At 59.6% G+C, this 18,439-nt stretch carries 16 protein-coding genes; 9 read left to right on the top strand and 7 right to left on the bottom strand.

The window, feature by feature from the left end; all coding sequences use genetic code 11:
- The first annotated feature begins 318 nt into the window (after positions 1-318).
- The 8 genes from FBY01_RS31870 to cmoB all read left to right on the top strand — a co-directional run bounded on the left by FBY01_RS31870 (position 319) and on the right by cmoB (position 7,950).
- Positions 319-444, top strand: coding sequence for a hypothetical protein (locus FBY01_RS31870; RefSeq protein ID WP_256664424.1), 126 nt, complete (start codon positions 319-321; stop codon positions 442-444).
- Positions 445-899: 455 nt separating this feature from the next.
- A complete protein-coding gene (locus FBY01_RS31580) occupies positions 900-1,277 on the top strand; it encodes a DUF6124 family protein (protein WP_178113260.1) in 378 nt (125 codons plus the stop codon).
- A 686-nt stretch (positions 1,278-1,963) separates the two neighbouring features.
- Positions 1,964-4,381: an endopeptidase La gene (gene lon, locus FBY01_RS15600; protein WP_010457788.1), complete on the top strand. Its 2,418-nt coding sequence runs from the start codon at positions 1,964-1,966 to the stop codon at positions 4,379-4,381.
- A gap of 158 nt (positions 4,382-4,539) precedes the next feature.
- Positions 4,540-5,016: a hypothetical protein gene (locus FBY01_RS15595; protein ID WP_145308466.1), complete on the top strand. Its 477-nt coding sequence runs from the start codon at positions 4,540-4,542 to the stop codon at positions 5,014-5,016.
- A gap of 127 nt (positions 5,017-5,143) precedes the next feature.
- Positions 5,144-5,536, top strand: coding sequence for a protease inhibitor I42 family protein (locus FBY01_RS15590; protein ID WP_010457792.1), 393 nt, complete (start codon positions 5,144-5,146; stop codon positions 5,534-5,536).
- A 2-nt stretch (positions 5,537-5,538) separates the two neighbouring features.
- A complete protein-coding gene (locus FBY01_RS15585) occupies positions 5,539-6,174 on the top strand; it encodes a lysoplasmalogenase (RefSeq protein WP_042933023.1) in 636 nt (211 codons plus the stop codon).
- A 43-nt stretch (positions 6,175-6,217) separates the two neighbouring features.
- Positions 6,218-6,997, top strand: coding sequence for a carboxy-S-adenosyl-L-methionine synthase CmoA (cmoA, locus tag FBY01_RS15580; RefSeq protein ID WP_154501569.1), 780 nt, complete (start codon positions 6,218-6,220; stop codon positions 6,995-6,997).
- Positions 6,994-7,950, top strand: a complete 957-nt coding sequence (cmoB, locus tag FBY01_RS15575) for a tRNA 5-methoxyuridine(34)/uridine 5-oxyacetic acid(34) synthase CmoB (protein WP_010457799.1) — start codon at positions 6,994-6,996, stop codon at positions 7,948-7,950. The genes cmoA and cmoB overlap by 4 nt, the downstream gene beginning before the upstream one ends.
- A gap of 125 nt (positions 7,951-8,075) precedes the next feature.
- Here cmoB and tadA read toward each other — a convergent pair whose 3' ends face one another.
- From tadA to treP, 7 genes are all read right to left on the bottom strand, one after another.
- Entirely contained in the window at positions 8,076-8,573 is a 498-nt protein-coding gene (gene tadA / locus FBY01_RS15570; RefSeq protein ID WP_145308464.1) for a tRNA adenosine(34) deaminase TadA, read from the bottom strand.
- Positions 8,573-9,949: a multicopper oxidase family protein gene (locus FBY01_RS15565; RefSeq protein ID WP_145308462.1), complete on the bottom strand. Its 1,377-nt coding sequence runs from the start codon at positions 9,947-9,949 to the stop codon at positions 8,573-8,575. Before FBY01_RS15565 ends, tadA begins: the two co-directional genes overlap by 1 nt.
- 123 nt (positions 9,950-10,072) lie before the next feature.
- The gene (locus tag FBY01_RS15560; protein ID WP_010457805.1) at positions 10,073-10,363 is read right to left on the bottom strand and encodes a PTS transporter subunit EIIB; all 291 of its coding nucleotides are present in this window, start codon (positions 10,361-10,363) and stop codon (positions 10,073-10,075) included.
- A gap of 2 nt (positions 10,364-10,365) precedes the next feature.
- Positions 10,366-12,900: a phosphoenolpyruvate--protein phosphotransferase gene (ptsP, locus tag FBY01_RS15555; RefSeq protein WP_145308460.1), complete on the bottom strand. Its 2,535-nt coding sequence runs from the start codon at positions 12,898-12,900 to the stop codon at positions 10,366-10,368.
- Positions 12,901-12,962: 62 nt separating this feature from the next.
- Positions 12,963-14,186 carry a carbohydrate porin gene (locus FBY01_RS15550; protein WP_042933022.1) on the bottom strand — a complete coding sequence of 408 codons (1,224 nt, stop codon included), beginning with the start codon at positions 14,184-14,186 and terminating at the stop codon, positions 12,963-12,965.
- Positions 14,187-14,291: 105 nt separating this feature from the next.
- Positions 14,292-15,938: an alpha,alpha-phosphotrehalase gene (gene treC, locus FBY01_RS15545; RefSeq protein WP_145308458.1), complete on the bottom strand. Its 1,647-nt coding sequence runs from the start codon at positions 15,936-15,938 to the stop codon at positions 14,292-14,294.
- Positions 15,939-15,990: 52 nt separating this feature from the next.
- Entirely contained in the window at positions 15,991-17,433 is a 1,443-nt protein-coding gene (gene treP / locus FBY01_RS15540; protein WP_145308456.1) for a PTS system trehalose-specific EIIBC component, read from the bottom strand.
- Between the two features lie 236 nt (positions 17,434-17,669).
- Between treP and treR the strand changes: the two genes are divergently transcribed.
- Positions 17,670-18,374 (top strand): trehalose operon repressor, encoded by a 705-nt coding sequence (treR, locus tag FBY01_RS15535; RefSeq protein WP_010457814.1) that lies wholly within the window; start codon positions 17,670-17,672, stop codon positions 18,372-18,374.
- Positions 18,375-18,439 lie beyond the last annotated feature (65 nt).

Below are 18,439 nucleotides of genomic sequence, written 5' to 3'. Positions count from 1 at the left end.
TCGTGTCGGGCCTGAATATTTTTTCCAACGTCCTACAGCCGTGACTTTTATGGAGGAGGATTCCGACAAGTTCTGGCGGTTGTTGTGTCAGAAGCCCGTTCGATAGGCTTTCGGGGTCGCTGCAAATTCAGCGGCCGGGTTTGGTCGCCCGGGTTTAGAATGGCGCACTTTTCGTGCTTGCTTCATGGCGAGCTGTGCGTGGGAGGGCTCCGGCCCTGCCGGGTTCCATTCCCTGGTCGACCAACCTGCGTATGGTTCGCCACCCAACTGCTTGGTCGCAGTCGTGGCGAACTTCCAGTCCCCGAATGGAGCTTCACCATGTTCAAAGAAACCCCGAATCCCCCGCAAAACGACGACGTTTCCCCCTACGAATCCCTCAACTCCAAAAAACTCCACGATGCCGCCGATAACGTCGCCATCACAAAACCTGCGCCACACAGCTGATCCCCTGTAGGAGCGAGGCTTGCCCGCGAAGGCGGTGTGTCATTCAACATCAATGTCGTCTGACACTCCGCCATCGCGAGCAGGCTCGCTCCCACATTGGGTCGTGTCGGGCCTGAATATTTTTTCCAACGTCCTACAGCCGTGACTTTTATGGAGGATGATTCCGACAAGTTCTGGCGGTTGTCTTGTCGGAAGCCAGGGGGATAGGCTTTCGGAGTCGCTGCACATCAGCGACCGGGCGTCGCGGCCTGAATCAGCTTACTTGGTGCATAATCACCCGCCTCAACCGACCAGCCTTCTGTGCGTGTCGTTTGGTCTTATGGTGGCTGTGCGCGGGATACCCTCGGGTATGCCGGGTTTCCAAGTAGCTCGGTCCGCGAACCTGCGTACAGCTGCCACCTACCATCGCGTCGCGGCGATCAGTGGCGGCTCCATTACTTACTTGGAGCTTCACCATGTTCAAAGAAACCCCGAATCCCCCGCAAAACGACGACGTTTCCCCCTACGAATCCCTCGACTCCAAAAAACTCCACGATGCCGCCGAGCGCGCATTGGATCACTACCTCAACCCAGCAGCCCTCAAATCCTCTGCTACCCGCAAACCCAGCACGATGTTTTTGATTGCCCCGGATATCAAGGACGAAGACCTGCTCGCACACACCTGCGAGTCATTGGCCCAGGCCAGCGTGATGGCGAGCGACTTCGCGGACTATCTGGAAGGCCCGCACCGGCACAAGGCAATGGCGATTCAGCAGATCGTGATGCTGGCCGAACTGGCGGCGAACCGGATGCTCGATAACGTCGCTATCACAAAACCTGCGCCACACTGCTGATCCCCTGTAGGAGCGAGGCTTGCCCGCGATGGCGGTGTGTCATTCAACATCAATGTCGTCTGACACTCCGCCATCGCGAGCAGGCTCACTCCTACAGTGGAATGTGTGTACCTGCAAGAGATTGGTCGGCTGTCAGGCCGCCTTCGCGGGCAAGCCTCGCTCCTACAAGAATTCAGCGTACAGCTTTTGATTCTCACCACTCATCAGGCCGAGCGTTAGCTCGCCTGCAGCTCTTGATCTTGATCCACCCGCCCCTTTCGGGAGGCTGAGTGGAGGTGTTCATCCGGGGAGTGGCGCGCAGCGCCGTTCGACGCAGTCGAACACGCTGCATGTAGGTCGTCGCGAAGCAGACCGGAGGGCAGTGTCCCCGGATGGATACCGGAGCGAAGGTACGCCGAGCCTTAGCGAGGGGCCGGACGCTTGGGGCGAGACTTTTTGGTTCCTTTTGGCTGGGCCGGCACTCCGGGCGTTTGACAAAAGGGACTCGCCGTAAGGGAGAAACCGCCAGCCGCCGTTACCGCAAAAATGGATATGCACACAACCACCAAGAACAGGGTCGGCCCAAAGGCCGCCAAGTCAAAAGCACCTGTCCAAACCCTGAACACACACCCAGAAATATCCTGCCCCATTGAAACCACCCCCCACCTGCCCCATCTAAGACCCATACCCCATTGCGCAGGTGCCCCATGAGCGACCAGCAAGAATTCCCTGAAGACCCGAGCGAATACGCCGACCCAGAGAACGCCGAACACCATTCCACCGGCAAAGGCCTCGCCCTGCCCGGCCAGAACCTGCCGGACAAGGTCTACATCATCCCGATCCACAACCGCCCGTTCTTCCCGGCCCAAGTGCTGCCGGTCATCGTCAATGAAGAACCGTGGGCTGAAACGCTGGATCTTGTGAGTAAATCCGATCACCACTCCCTGGCCCTGTTCTACATGGACACGCCCCAGGAAGATCCGCGCCATTTCGACACCTCGGCCCTGCCGCTGTACGGCACCCTGGTCAAGGTGCACCACGCCAGTCGCGAAAACGGCAAACTGCAATTCGTCGCCCAAGGCCTGACCCGCGTGCGCATCCGCACCTGGCTCAAGCACCATCGCCCGCCGTATCTGGTGGAAGTCGAATACCCGCACCAGCCCACCGAGCCGACCGACGAGGTCAAGGCCTACGGCATGGCGCTGATCAATGCGATCAAGGAACTGCTGCCACTCAACCCGCTGTACAGCGAAGAGCTGAAAAACTACCTCAACCGCTTCAGCCCCAACGATCCGTCGCCGCTGACCGACTTCGCCGCCGCCCTGACCTCGGCCACCGGCAGCGAGCTGCAAGAAGTGCTCGACTGCGTGCCTATGCTCAAGCGCATGGAAAAAGTCCTGCCGATGCTGCGCAAGGAAGTCGAAGTTGCACGGCTGCAGAAAGAGATTTCCGCCGAAGTTAACCGCAAGATCGGCGAGCATCAGCGCGAGTTCTTCCTCAAGGAACAACTCAAGGTCATCCAGCAAGAGCTGGGGCTGACCAAGGACGACCGCAGCGCCGACATCGAACAGTTCGAGCAGCGTCTGGAAGGCAAGGTGCTGTCGAGCCAGGCACAGAAACGCATCGAAGAGGAAATGAACAAGCTGTCGATCCTCGAGACCGGTTCGCCGGAATACGCCGTCACCCGCAACTACCTCGACTGGGCGACTTCGGTGCCGTGGGGTGTGTACGGCGAGGACAAACTCGACCTCAAGCACGCGCGCAAGGTCCTGGACAAACACCACGCTGGCCTCGACGACATCAAGGACCGCATCCTCGAATTCCTTGCGGTCGGTGCTTATAAAGGCGAGATCAGCGGCTCCATCGTCTTGCTGGTCGGCCCGCCGGGCGTGGGTAAAACCAGCGTCGGCAAGTCCATCGCCGAATCCCTCGGCCGGCCGTTCTACCGCTTCAGCCTCGGCGGCATGCGTGACGAAGCCGAGATCAAGGGCCACCGCCGCACCTACATCGGCGCGCAACCGGGCAAACTCGTGCAAGCGTTGAAAGACGTCGAAGTGATGAACCCGGTGATCATGCTCGACGAAATCGACAAGATGGGCCAAAGCTACCAGGGCGACCCGGCCTCGGCGCTGCTGGAAACGCTGGACCCGGAACAGAACGTCGAATTTCTCGACCACTATCTCGACCTGCGGATGGACCTGTCGAAAGTGCTGTTCATCTGCACCGCCAACACCCTGGATTCGATTCCCGGCCCATTGCTGGACCGGATGGAAGTGATTCGCCTGTCGGGTTACATCACCGAAGAAAAAATCGCCATCGCCAAGCGTCACCTCTGGCCCAAGCAGCTGGAAAAGGCCGGCGTGTCCAAAGGCAGCTTGAGCATCAGCGACAGCGCGCTCAAAGCCCTGATCGACGGTTACGCCCGCGAAGCCGGGGTGCGCCACTTGGAAAAACAACTGGGCAAACTGGTGCGCAAAGCCGTGGTGAAGTTGATCGACGAGCCGAAAGCGGTGATCAAAATCGGGCCGAAAGACCTGGAAGCCTCGCTCGGCCATCCGGTGTTCCGCAACGAGCAAGTGCTTTCCGGCACCGGCGTGATCACCGGCCTGGCCTGGACCAGCATGGGCGGCGCAACATTGCCGATCGAAGCCACGCGCATTCACACGCTCAACCGTGGCTTCAAACTCACCGGGCAACTGGGCGACGTGATGAAAGAGTCGGCGGAAATCGCCTACAGCTACGTCAGCTCGAATCTGAAGTCGTTTGGCGGTGATCCGAAATTCTTCGACGAAGCCTTCGTCCACCTGCACGTCCCGGAAGGCGCCACCCCGAAAGACGGCCCAAGCGCCGGCGTGACCATGGCCAGCGCCCTGCTCTCGCTCGCCCGAAACCAGGCGCCGAAAAAAGGCATCGCCATGACCGGCGAACTCACGCTGACCGGGCATGTACTACCGATTGGCGGGGTGCGTGAGAAGGTAATTGCGGCGCGGCGCCAGAAAATCTTCGAATTGATCCTGCCGGAGCCGAACCGTGGCAGCTTTGACGAACTGCCGGACTACCTGAAGGAAGGGATTACCGTGCACTTTGCCAAGCGCTTTGCGGATGTGGCGAAGATTTTGTTCTGAATGAATGTTCGCCATCATGCCTGCACTGCAGGTGTGCTGGCGAACCACTCTTATTCCTAATAAAGCTAAGTAACTGTCAGACATGACAGTTACCTCCTATTGAATTGATCGCCAAACTTCCCACTCGAGAATGGCTCATCATCAAAAGGAATTAGCACATGACCACAGATAAAATCAGCCCCTCTACCGAAGAACTATTCGCATTGGATGGCAACATGACGTTCATGGGGCCCGGTCGGCTTGAGTTCAGATCGAATGATCTGGAGATTCGACTTTTAATCCTGAACGAAACGACGATTGGTTTTTATCAGAACCGGAACCGTCCTGCCGAAAAGCACCTGTCGTTTACTTTCAGCAAAGACATTAAAAGTGGCACTCACGAACTTGCGCAAGCGGGCCCCTTCCTCGCGGCGAATTTCCATGAAGTGCTTAACAATCAACTGGGCATGCAATCCCCCGAGCATTACAAAGCAACCAAAGGCACGGTGAACCTGGTTCTTTTGGACAATTCACCTGATCAAACCAGTCATATTGTCACTGGTTTCAATCTAACTCTGGAGTCGTCGACTACCGGTAAAAGCATTGATCTTTCCGGAGAATTTCAAAGCCACATGACTTACACCACGGCGAAATAGGCCTGACTGCACCTCTACGGGCGCTGAACAGGTACCAGAAGATCGCGCCCGTAGTCCCTTCCGTCACAATTTGTCTCATCTTCAGTTATGCTCGCCGTTCGTCGTGAATGCCGGAGCCACTGACCTTATGTCCCCCACTCGCCTGTTTGTCCCCCTCGCCCTCACCTTGCTGGCCGCTTGCGCCACGCAACCGAAACAGAACGTGACCGTGGAAAAACAAGGCGAATGCCCGGTGCAAATGCACAATGGACAGAACCTCATCCTGACCCTGCCAAGCAACCCGACCACGGGTTATCGCTGGTCGATCCAGGATTCGGCTGGTGGTGTGCTGCATGCGCTCAGCCCCGAGGTGTATAGCAACCCGGAAGACGCCGGGATCGTCGGCAGCGCCGGTATTTCGACCTGGCGCTTCCAGGCATTTGCCACCGGTACAGGCCGCTTGCGCCTGACCTACTCACAGCCATGGGCCCCGGAAGTGCCGGCCGTGAAAACCTTCGATTGCGCGATTGCGGTTAACTGATCGTGGGCTGGCTGATTCTGGCGCTGATGGGCGCAGTGACCTTTCTGTATGGCTTGAGCGTGCACGCTGCGCTGCTGTGCCTGCTGGTCAAACCGTTGCCGGTCTTGGCGCTGCTCGGTTGGCTGCACGACGCACCGCCCACTGAGTATCGGCGCTGGATCAGCCTCGGATTGATTTTCTCCCTGCTCGGCGATGTGTTGCTGGCGTGGCCGGGGGATTTGTTTGTGTTTGGCCTTGGGGCATTTCTGGTCGCTCACCTGGCGTATCTGAAAGCTTACTTGAGCGATTGCCGGCGGTTGGCGTTGTTGCCCTTGGTGATTGCCTTGGGGGTTGGCGCGGTTCTGTTGGGGATTTTGATTTCCCACGGACTGGGCCCACTGTTGATTCCGGTGATCGTCTACGGTTTGGCCATCAGTGCGATGCTCTGGCGGGCGCTGGCCCGGCTCGGGACCGACGTGCCGAAACGATCGGCGCTGCTGGCGGCGGGTGGCGCAGTGGCGTTTGTGTTTTCCGATAGCGTGATTGGCATCAGTCGCTTTGCGGTGCCATTCAATGCGGCGCCCTACGTGATCATTCTCAGTTACTGGCTGGGGCAATGGGGGATTGCGGCGTCTGCGTTTGGACCGAAACCGCGTTGAATTCGTCAGACAACCCGCGCATCCCCCCGTCAATTTGGCTAAAATGCCGGCCTTTTCCACCTACGCCGCTGGAACCGCCGTGAGCAAAGAACCCGATCGCCTTTTCGCCCAGCCTTTGGCCCAGGTGCCCGACTTCGCCTTTAACGAGGACGTTGTGCGGGTGTTCCCGGACATGATCAAGCGCTCGGTGCCGGGTTATCCGACCATCGTCGAGAACCTCGGCGTGCTCGCCGCGCAATTCGCCCAGCCCAACAGCGTGCTCTACGACCTCGGCTCGTCCCTGGGCGCCGTGACTCAAGCATTGCGCCGCCACGTGCGCACCGACGGTTGCCGCGTGATCGCTGTGGATAACTCCGCTGCGATGGTCGAGCGCTGCCGCGAATACCTCAACGGTCAAGACTCGATGTTCCAGGAGTTGCTGCCCGTGGAAGTGATCGAAGGTGACATCCTCGCCCTCGAATTCCAGCCCGCCTCGGTGGTGGCACTGAACTTCACCCTGCAATTCATCGCCCCGGACCAGCGCACCGCGTTGCTTTCGCGCATCCGCCAATCGCTGCTGCCTGGCGGTGCGTTGATCCTGTCGGAGAAGCTGCGCTTCAACGACCTCGAAGAACATGCGTTGCTCACTGATTTGCACGTCGCGTTCAAACGCGCCAACGGCTACAGCGAACTGGAAATCGCCCAGAAGCGCAGCGCCATCGAAAACGTCATGAAGCCCGACAGCCTCGAAGAACACCGCGAGCGCCTGTTGGCGGCCGGGTTCTCGAAAGTCGTGCCGTGGTTCCAGTGTCTTAACTTTGCCTCGTTGATTGCCTTGCCATGATTGATCTGTCCCCCCTCGCCCGCCGTCTGGCCGGCACGCCGCTGGCCGAATGGGCCAACACCCTGCAAGCGCAACTCGACAAGAAAATGGAAAAGGGCCACGGCGACCTGGAGCGCTGGCAAAGTGCGCTGGATGCGTTGCCGAAGATTCAGCCGAGTGAAGTCGACTTGTTGAACGGTCTGACACTGGACACCGATTGCGACCCTGAGACCCGCGCGCAAATGCGCACCGCGTTGATGGGGTTGTCGCCATGGCGCAAAGGACCGTTTGATCTGTTTGGTGTGCACGTCGACACGGAATGGCGTTCGGACTGGAAATGGTCGCGGGTCGCGCCGCACCTGGACCTCAAGGGCAAACGCATCCTCGATGTGGGTTGCGGCAATGGTTACTACATGTGGCGCATGCTCGGTGCTGGCGCCGACAGCGTGATCGGCGTCGACCCGAACTGGCTGTTCTTCTGCCAGTTCCAGGCGGTGCAGCGTTACTTGTCAGAACCCAATGCCTGGCACCTGCCGTTCCCTTTCGAAGACCTGCCACCGAACATGGAAGGCTTCGACACGGTGTTTTCCATGGGCGTGTTCTACCACCGCCGTTCACCGATCGAACATTTGCTGGCACTGAAGGATTGCCTGGTCAAGGGCGGCGAACTGGTGCTGGAGACGTTGGTGATCGAAGGCGATCAACAGCAGGTGCTGGTGCCGGAAGACCGTTATGCGCAGATGCGCAACGTGTGGTTCCTGCCGTCGGTGCCGGCGCTGGAGTTGTGGTTGCGACGTGCCGGGTTTACGGACGTTCGCTGCGTTGACGTCAGCGTGACCACGGTCGAGGAACAGCGCGGGACGGAGTGGATGAAGTATCAGTCGTTGAGTGACTTCCTGGATCCGGACGATCACAGCAAAACGATTGAAGGACTGCCGGCGCCGATGCGTGCCGTCATCGTGGCCCGTAAGTAAATCTATCAAACACCGCATAACCCTGTAGGAGTGAGCCTGCTCGCGATGGCGGTCTGACAGTCACATCAATATTGACTGTCAGACCGCCATCGCGAGCAGGCTCACTCCTACATTGGGCTTTGTGTTTATTCAGTGGGCTTTGCGCGTCTAGCCTTGAAAAACTCGCTGAGTACCGCCCCGCATTCCTCCGCCAACACCCCGCCTTCAAACAACACCCGGTGGTTCAAGAAGCCCTGGGTAAAAAACTGCCCCTGACTCTGCACAATCCCGGCCTTGGGCTCCAGCGCGCCATACACCACCCGCGCAATCCGTGAATGCACGATCAGCCCTGCGCACATACTGCACGGTTCAAGGGTTACGTACAGCGTGCTGCCTGGCAGACGATAGTTGCTGGTGGCCAAGGCTGCGGCGCGGATTGCGACCATTTCGGCGTGGGCACTCGGGTCGTTGCCGCTGATCGGGCAATTGAAGCCGCGACCGATGATCTCGCCGTTCTGCACCAACACCGCGCCCACGGGCACCTCACCCAGCGCCGCGCCTTGTGCGGCCAGGGCCAGGGCTTCGCGCATGAAGTCGCGGTCACGGCTGCGGTCGATGATCGCGGCGGGACGTATCTGACGCATCAAGCCACCTCGATAGCGGCCATCAGGCCGGTTTCCATGTGATCGATCACATGGCAATGGAACATCCACACGCCGGGGTTATCCGCCACCAGCGCCACTCGTGCGCGCTCGTTCTTGCCCAACAGGTAGGTGTCGGTGAAGTACGGGATCACCTTGTGCCGGTTCGAGGCGATGACTTTGAAGCTCATGCCGTGCAGGTGAATCGGGTGCTGATACTGAGTCATGTTCTTCAATTCGAAAATGTAGCTCTTGCCCTTTTCAAGCTTTGCAATCGGGCGGTCGGCGCAGGTCTTGTCCGTGATGTCCCAGGCCTTGCCGTTAATCTGCCACAGGCTCGGCGGCTTGCCGTTGTCGACGTTGACCGACACCGAGCCCACCCATTCGAAATTGAAGTTGAGTTTCTCGGCATTGGCCAGGTCGGGCTCGGCCACCGGGTTGGCCGGCAGGGCAGCGGGCCATTCGGTGGGTGCATCGGTGCTGGCCACCGAGCGCAACGTGCCCAGGCGAACCGGGCCGTTGCGCAGGGACAGTTCTTCACCGGCGGGCGGCGCCTTGATCGCCAGGCAGATACGCATGCCCGGGCCGAGCCAGTATTCCTTGCCCAGCGGGCGCGGCTCCACCGGATTGCCATCCAGCGCGTAGATCTGCGCTTCGACGCCAGGAATATTGAGGCGATAGGTCAGGGTGTTATCGAGGTTGAGCAGGCGCACGCGGGTGATTTGCCCGGCGGGCAAGTCGATCACCGCTTGCGAGACACCGTTGATGGTCGACAGCCGTCCCGCCGTGCCACCCCGGGCGGCTTCGCGAGGAATGCTGAAGGCCACGAAAGCCCCCTCTTCATCGACGTGCCAGCTCTTGAGGCTCAGGGTTTTCTCGTATTTGAAACCGGTGGGTTCACGCTCTTCGACGATCAGCGGGCCGACGAGGCCGCGGCCGAGCTCTTCGCTGCTGTTCACATGCGGGTGATACCAGTAACTGCCCGCGTCTGGCACACGGAATTTGTAGTCGAAGTATTCCCCAGGCAGCACCGGCAATTGCGAAACGTACGGGACACCGTCCATTTCCAGCGGCAGGCGGATGCCGTGCCAGTGAATGGTGGTCGCCACCGGCAGATGGTTGATGAAACGCACCCGCAACCATTCACCCTGACGAACCCGCAACTCGGTGCCCGGTGCCGAAGGGCCGAACGCCCAGGCTTCGGTCTTGTGCCCGGCGACCAGTTCGACGTCCAGCGGTGCGGCGATCAGCTCATAGTCATGACCGGCGTCAGCATCAGCCATCTTGCCCAGCCAGTACCGCGACGCGCCCCCCGCTCCGACACCAACGACAACAAGACCGGCCAGGCCACCGAGGATTTGGCGACGGGTAAAGGACATGAACTCAACTACCTCACGTATCAGCGACAGGCCCGAGGGCCTGTAAAAGGCGAATACGATACACCTGCGGATGAGAAACAGTAAGGGCGACCGAGGGCCGCACATCCCCCTGAAGGGAATCGGTTATGGCTGCAGGCCGGTAATCAGATGCACCACCCCGTCATCCAGCATCATGACGCCCGGCACACCTGCCACACTCAATGCCTGCCGATCCATCCGCGCCACATCCCGCAACGCCACCCGGACCCGGGTCAACGCTACAGGCTGCTGAGACTTGAGGTTATCCACGCCACCCAGTGCGTCCACGACATTCGCTGGCAACCCGGACACCGGCTGAACAACTGCCTTCGGCTCCTCCGCCACCAGATCCGGCGTCAACGCTTTCCAGAACGCCCGCTGCATTTTCTCGAACATGTTCAGTTCTCCAGAACCAGTGAAGTATCGACCGTCGCCTCGTGATACAGGCGCAATGCCTCGCGTACCTGTCCGGCACTTTCCAGGCCCAGCACTTGCTGGGCGATGGCCTGACAGTCCATCAGGTCCAGCTCACGAACCGCTGCCTTGATCGACGGAATCAACGGCACACTCACCGACAGTTCATCCACCCCGAGCCCCAGCAACAGCGGAACGGCCAGCGTCTCGGAGGCCATGGCGCCGCACACACCGACCCATTTGCCGTGGGCGTGCGCGGCCTTTACGGTGCTGGCAATCAAGCGCAGCACCGCAGGATGAAAGCTGTCCGCCTGACTGGCCAGCTGCGGGTGATCGCGGTCCATGGCCAGGGTGTATTGCGTGAGGTCGTTGGTGCCAATGGAAAAGAAATCCACCTCGGGTGCAAACAGGTCCGCCATCAGTGCCGCCGCCGGCACTTCGATCATGATGCCCAGCTTGGGCAGTTCCGTGAGGCCCAAAACCAGCGCCTCTTCTTCGAGCAGTTGCCGAGCCAGGCGCAACTCCGACAGCTGCGTAACCATCGGCAGCATGATGTGCAGGCGAGCGAGCCCGACACTGCCAAGGATGGCCTTGAACTGATCGCGCAATAGCTGCGGGCGCTCCAGGCACAAACGAATCCCGCGCATGCCGAGGAAGGGGTTGGTTTCGCTGTCCATCGGCACGTAGGCCAGCGGTTTGTCACCGCCGACGTCCAGGGTGCGCACCACCAGATTGCGCGTCGCCCCGAGTACTTGGGCGATGGCGTTGTAAGTAGACGCCTGCTCGTCATGGCTCGGCGCATGGTTGCGATCCAGATAGAGAAACTCCGAACGGAGCAAACCGACGCCCTCGCCTCCCAGTGCCATGGCCTGCTCGGCTTCGGCCAGCGAAGCGATGTTGGCCGTCACTTCAAAATGGTGACCGTCGCGGGTGCAGGCGGCCAGTGTTGCGTGCGCCAACTCATGCTGCCGGCGTTGCTGTTGAAGCTGGCGCTTGGCTTGCAGCTGTTCGATGACCTGCAGATCCGGATCCAGCTGCAATTCGCCCTTGTCGGCATCGAGCAACACCTGGGTTCCATTGACCAGCGCCAGCACTTGTACCGGCAGTCCGCAGATCGCCGGCAAACCGGACGCCCGGGCGAGGATCGCGACGTGGCTGGTGGCACCGCCACCCACCGTGGCGAAACCCAGTACCTTGCGGGTATCGAGCCCGGCGGTCTGCGACGGCGTCAGTTGTTCGGCGATCAGGATCGCGCCTTCAGGCAGCTCCATCGCCTGATCCCGTACGCCGAGGATCTGCTTGAGCACCCGCTGGCTCACATCGGCGAGGTCCGCCGCCCGCTCCGCGAGCAGGGCGTTACCCAGGCTCTTGAACAAGGTGGCTGCTGACTCGGTGGCCGAGCGCCACGCAAACCCGGCGCTTTTGCCTTCATCGATCAGTACGTGAGCCACTTCCAGCAAACCAGGGTCTTCGAGCAGCTCCTGATGCGCCTTGAAAATGTCGGCCTGCGCGTCGCTCTTGGCGTTGTCACGCAGCTGTTGCAGGGCCACCAGTGCTTCGGCCAGGGCGCGGGACAGATGATCGCGTTCCACCTGCGGTGTTGAGCCGAGTTCATTCACTTCCAGGTTTTGTTCGGCGATCTGTACCACTTGGCCAAACGCCGACCCGGGTGATGCACAAACCCCGCGCAGTACCGTCAGCGATGAAGCCTCGACCGCATTTACCTCAACCTGCATCGGACCCGCGACCACTTCACCGCATCCAGTCAGCAGCAGTTCGGCCAGCGTCTTGATCGCCGCTTCCGCATCCGGACCGGCCGCGCTGACTTGCATGACATCACCGTGCGCCGTCTGCAACGCCATGATCGCCACCAGGGATTTCGCGTTCGCAGTCTCCTGCTTTTTATGCAGGTAGATGCTCGCCGAAAAAGCTTTTGCCGCCTGGGCGAATACCGCGGCTGGACGGGCGTGCAAGCCGTTGAGGTTGGCCAGCGTCACCGGTTTTGAAAACAGCGCTTCTTCCGCTGCGGTTAGCGGCGTATCGCTTGTCTGCTCGACAAGGTTCAGGCTCAGCAGCGGCTGGCCACTGTCTACCAGACCCGTTTCCGGCGCCAGCCAGGTGAACGGTTCTCCACTGACCACCAGCATCAACGTCAGCAGGCTGCGGGCATTCAATGCAACAAAATCGGCATCGAACTCGATCAGCGCCTGCCCAACGTCAACCTGCTGGCCTTCCTCCACCAGCCGCGTAAACCCGTTTCCGGCCAGGTTCACCGTGTCGAGGCCGATGTGCATCAACACCTGCACACCCTTTTCGTCAGTGATGCTGACGGCATGCCCACTGGCCTGCACATTGCTGACAACCCCGGCCAGCGGCGCGCACAAGGTCGTTGAAGTCGGGTCGATGCACAGCCCGTCGCCGATGACCCGGCTGGAAAACACCGGGTCGGGCACGAGGTGCAGCGGCACCAATACGCCTGACAGGGGGGCGTGCAGTTGCAATTGTTGGGGTGTGGCCATGACGTCACCTGCTGTTTTGTTCTTTGAAGTGCCGATGGAGCGCGAGGCTCCGACAGCATCGCTTATTTCCACCAATACTCGACCTGCAATCCGACATTCGCACCGTGCCGCGCCGTGCCGAAGGCGCCGGTATCGGACAACGCCGAGCCCGCCGCCAGTTCATTGGCTGCCCGTTTGGCCGCCTCGTTCCAGCTGGCATAGGTGTAATACAGACGCACTTCGGGCCGCGCCCAGAATTCCGGACCTTTGGGCGACCATGTCGGGGCGAAGGTGAACTTGCTCAGCTTGCGCGTTCCGCCCGCAGCTTCGACCTGATCGTGGCCCAGTTCGGTCACCAGTTTGAACTGCTCGGTGATCGCGTACGCCGGACGAATGCCCAGGGAAATCCAGTTCTGATCGGCCCCGTCCGGGCGAATGTCCTTCTGGTAAACCGCCTCGACTTGTCCGCCAAACCGTGGCGTCACTTGCCAGTCGAAGAACTCCACCACCCGGTAGCTTTTGTTGCTGTCGTCCAGCTTTACGTTGCCGGTATAGCCCAGCCCGGTGCCGGGGCCTTCGCCGTACTGGAAGGCCAGTTTGTTCTTGCCGCCCAGAAAACCTTTTTGCACATGCTGTGCGGTGATTGCCCAGCCGCGGTGTGCGTCGCGGCTGTCGGGTTTGTCGATGTAGCTCAGTCCGAGTTCCAGTTCACCACCGGGGTTGGTGCGGAAACCGGCGACGTTGAAATCGTGACGGTTGATGTAGTCCTTCTGATACAGGTTGTCCTTGCGCGAGAAGGCATAGCTGTATTTCAGATCGCCGATCAGCACATCCTCGATACCACCGCCCGTGGCGCTCTGGTTCCAGTAGTAGAAGTCGGAGATGTGGATGTCGTTTCGCTTGTAGTAACGCCGACCGGCCCACAGCGAACCGCCGTTGAGGCTCGGCATGTTCGACCACTGCGCGTACAACTGCGGCATGCGCACCGAGCCATTGTCGCCATTGAACGTCAGGTCCTTGTCGTACTGGTTATACAGAGAAGCCATGCCGTCGACGCTCAGCACCGAACCATCGTCCAGGGTGTACAGGTCCTGGCGAAGTTCAAGCTCACCGTACTGCTCACACTCGTTGCCCAAGCGGTATTTGGTCTGCGCGCCGGGCAGTTGGAAACACTGTTGTTTTCCACTGTTGACCGATGTCCCGACGCCGCTGCGCACGTAGCCGCCGAACTCCAGGGCCTGCGCTGACAACGGCAACGCCAGGCATAAGCTCGCGGCAGCAAGGCTGCAATTTAGTGTTGTTTTCAAGAACCACCCCATTATTTTTATTGTGTTGTTCCGCAAATTCGGCGCGCAAAACTCCCCCGCGCAGCGCTCTGCGTGTTTTTTAAAGTCGGTGTTTTTAGTGGTCGATCAGTCGGTCAGGTGCAAAACGAACGACTCATAGGGCCTTAAAGAAATCTGCCGGTTTCGCGGCGGACAGTTCGGGTAATTGCTGATGACCAGGCGTTGAGTCATGGCTTCGCTGATCACGTCATCGGGCAGCTCGACGTCGCACGGCGTGCCATAGAAGTTGTTCAGTACCAGCAAACGCTCGCCTTGACCTTCACGCACATACGCCCAGATTTGCGGGTGCTCCGGCAACAATTGCCGATAGACGCCATCGGAAATCAGCGCTTCGCTACGGCGCAGGGCAATCAACTGACGGTAGTGATGCAGCACGGAGTCCGGGTCGTCTAGCTGGGTGGCGACGTTGATCTGCGTCGCGTTGGCCGGCACGCCAATCCAGGGTTCTGCGGCGCTGAATCCTGCGTTCGGCTCGGTGTTCCAGTGCATCGGCGTACGGCCGTTGTCCCGGGATTTCTGCATGATCGCCGCCATGTTGTCGGCATCACTTGCACCAGCCTCCCGCTTGAGGCGAAAGATGTTGAGCGTCTCGACATCGCGGTACTGATCGATGTGATCAAACCCCGGATTGGTCATGCCCAGTTCTTCGCCCTGATACACAAACGGTGTGCCCTGAAGGAAGTGCAGCGCGGTGCCGAGCATCTTCGCCGAGATCACCCGAAACTCGCCGTCATGGCCAAAACGCGACACCACCCGTGGCTGGTCGTGGTTACACCAGAACAACGCGTTCCAGCCACCGCCGGCCTGCATGCCGGTTTGCCAGTCCGAAAGAATGCGCTTGAGTTCGAGGAAGTCGAAGTCGGCGCGAATCCACTTCTGCAGGTTCGGGTAATCGACCTTCAGGTGATGAAAGTTGAACGTCATCGACAGTTCTTTCGACTCTGGCTTCGAGTAGCGAATGCAGTGTTCCAGGCTGGTGGACGACATCTCGCCGACGTTGATCAGGTCGTGACCTTCGAAGACTTCGCGGTGCATTTGCTGCAAGTATTCATGCACGTTCGGGCCGTCGGTGTAGAAGCGTCGACCGTCGGTGTTGTCTTCTGGAAAGTCCGAAGGTTTGGAGATCAGGTTGATCACATCCAGACGGAAACCGCCCACGCCTTTATCGCGCCAGAAACGCATCATCTTGAAGACTTCGGCGCGCACCTTCGGGTTATCCCAATTCAGGTCGGCCTGGGTGTGATCGAACAGGTGCAGGAAGTACTGACCGGTCTGCGCTTCGTATTCCCAGGCCGAACCACCGAACTTGGATTCCCAGTTGTTCGGCTGATCGCGCCAGATGTAAAAGTCACGGTACGGGTTGTCGAGGCTGCTACGGGCCTGCTGGAACCAGGCGTGTTCGATCGAGGTGTGGTTGACCACGATATCGAGCATCAGCTTGATCCCGCGCTTGCCCGCCTCGGCAATCAGCAACTCACAATCGGCCATGGTCCCGTAGCTCGGGTCGATGGCGTAGTAATCGCTGATGTCGTAACCGTTGTCGCGCTGGGGCGAACGCAGGAACGGCGTGATCCACAGGCAATCGACACCCAGCCAGTGCAGGTAATCGAGCTTGGCCACGACGCCGAGCAAATCCCCCGTGGGGTTGCCGGCGTGGCTGTGAAAACTCTTCGGGTAGATCTGATAGATCACCGAACGTTGCCAGTCTTGCATGGCGCTATTCCTTCAATAATTTTGTCCAGGCCTTGCTCGCGAATCCGGTCTGTCAGGCAACCCGATACCCTGGCCGGATAATCTTCATGCTCAACCCACAGGTCAGAACAAACGGCACGACCATCGCAATCACCATTCCAATCACAAACATCGGAATGAACTGCGGAATGATCGAGATGAAACCGGGCAAGCCACCCACACCGATGGCCGAGGCCTGGACCTTGTTCAGCGACAGGAAGATGCAACCCAGGGCCGAGCCGCACAGGGCCGCATAGAACGGAAACTTGTAGCGCAGGTTGACCCCGAACATGGCCGGTTCGGTGATGCCGAAATAGGCGGAAATCGCCGAGGTTGAGGCCATGCTTTTGTCGCGTACATTGCGGGTCATGTAGAACACCGCCAGTGCCGCGCTGCCCTGGGCGAGGTTGGACATGACGATCATCGGCCAGATGAACGTGCCGCCCTGGGTGGAGATCAGTTGCAAGTCGACCGCGAGGAACATGTGGTGCATGCCGGTGATCACCAGCGGCGCGTAGAGCAGCCCGAAAATCGCCCCGCCGACCATCGGCGCGAGGTCAAACAGCATGACCACGCCTTCGGTGATGAGAATCCCCAGATGCCGGGTCACCGGGCCGATCACGGCCAGTGCCAACACGCCGGTGACCACGATGGTGGTAATCGGCACCACCAGCAATTGCACGGCGTTCGGCACCCGCGCCCGCAGCCATTTTTCGATGACGCTCATGACATAGGCCGCCAGCAGGATCGGCAGGATTTGTCCCTGATAACCGACCTTCTCGATCTGGAACAACCCGAGAATGTCGAAGTACGGCAGGCTCTGCCCGTCCAGCCCGGCCACCGCTTTGCCGTAGTTCCAGGCGTTGAGCAGGTCTGGGTGAACCAGCATCAGGCCGAGCACGATGCCGAGGATTTCGCTGCCACCGAACCGCTTGGCCGCCGACCAGCCCACCAGTGCCGGCAAGAACACAAACGAGGTGTTGGCCATCAGGTTGATCAGGCTCCAGAGCCCGTCGAGTTTCGGGTAGGCATCCAGAAGGGTCTGGCCTTCGATGAACATCCCCTTGGCGCCGATCAGGTTGTTGATGCCCATCAACAGCCCCGCAATGATCAACGCCGGCAGGATCGGCATGAACACGTCGGAAAACACCCGCACAAGACGCTGCATCGCGTTTATCTTGTCGGCGCTTTTTTGTTTAACGTCGGCGATGGTTGAGGCGGCGAGACCGGTTTGACGGCGCAGTTCGGCGTACACCTTTTCAACCTCGCCGGGGCCGATGACCACCTGGAACAGACCACCGGTGAAGAATGAGCCTTTCACCAGGTCAATCTGATTCAGCGTGGCGCTGTCGACCAGGCTGGGGTCCTTGAGGGCCAGGCGCAGACGTGTGACGCAGTGCGCGGCCTGCTCGAGGTTGTCGCTCCCACCGAGGCTTTGCAGCAGCTCGCTGGCGATGTTCGGATAGTCGTGGCTCATGCTTTTCTTCCGCTGTAGTTTTTTGTTTTTGGCAGCACGCCGAAGCGAAAAGTACTCGTCTGTACGAGTTAAAGCAACAACTCGTACAGACGAGTTTGATTTTGTTTACTACGACCCCGTCAATCGGCGACTTTTCCTACCTCCCGAAACGATGAAACCCAAAGCCGCATGGACAAACCCCTACCCTGCCCTTAAGGTTCGAAACCTTGAGTACATCGCGGCACAGAGCCATCCCCATGAGTAAATACAACCAGATCTACAGCGATCTGCTTGCCAGCATCACGACCGAACGTCTGGAACGCGGCGCCCGGTTGCCTTCCGAAACCGAATTGATGGACACCTATCAGGCCAGCCGCGGCACCGTGCGCAAAGCCATCGAGCAATTGCAGGAGCGCGGTTTCGCCCAGAAAGTCCACGGTAAAGGCACTTTCGTGTTGTCGACCAACCCGATCGAATTCCAGTTGGGCGGCATCGTCAGCTTCCAGGAGACCTATCCGCGACTGGGCAATGACGTCAGCACCGAGGTGGTCGAATTCACCCAAATCCCCCTCGAAGGCCCGCTGCTCGACCACATCAAAGCTGAAGAAGGCAGCCTGATCACGCGGATCAAGCGCGTGCGGCGGATTGACGGCAAACGCGTGATCCTCGACATCAACCATTTCGTCAGCGACGTGATTCCCGGCCTGAACCGCGACATCGCCGAGCAGTCGATCTACGCCTTCATCGAACAGACCCTGCAGCTGCAAATCGCCTACGCCCAGCGCACCATCGAAGCGGTCCCTCGAAGCAAGGACGACCAACACCACCTGGACCTCGACGGCCAGAGCCATGTGATCGTGGTCAGCAACCAGACGTTCCTGCAGGACGGTCGCCAATTCGAATACACCGAATCACGGCATACCCTCGACAAGTTCTACTTTTCGGATGTGGCACGGCGCTGACCCTACACGGTCACGAAAGGCATGTGGGCATAACTATGTAGTGCACTTGCCTTGAGCAAACGGGT

The sequence above is a fragment of the Pseudomonas sp. SJZ077 genome (assembly GCF_007993905.1).
GTDB lineage: Bacteria > Pseudomonadota > Gammaproteobacteria > Pseudomonadales > Pseudomonadaceae > Aquipseudomonas > Aquipseudomonas mandelii.
The sequence above is the reverse complement of the archived record's forward strand: the minus strand, read 5'-3'. Positions and strand labels throughout refer to the sequence as shown.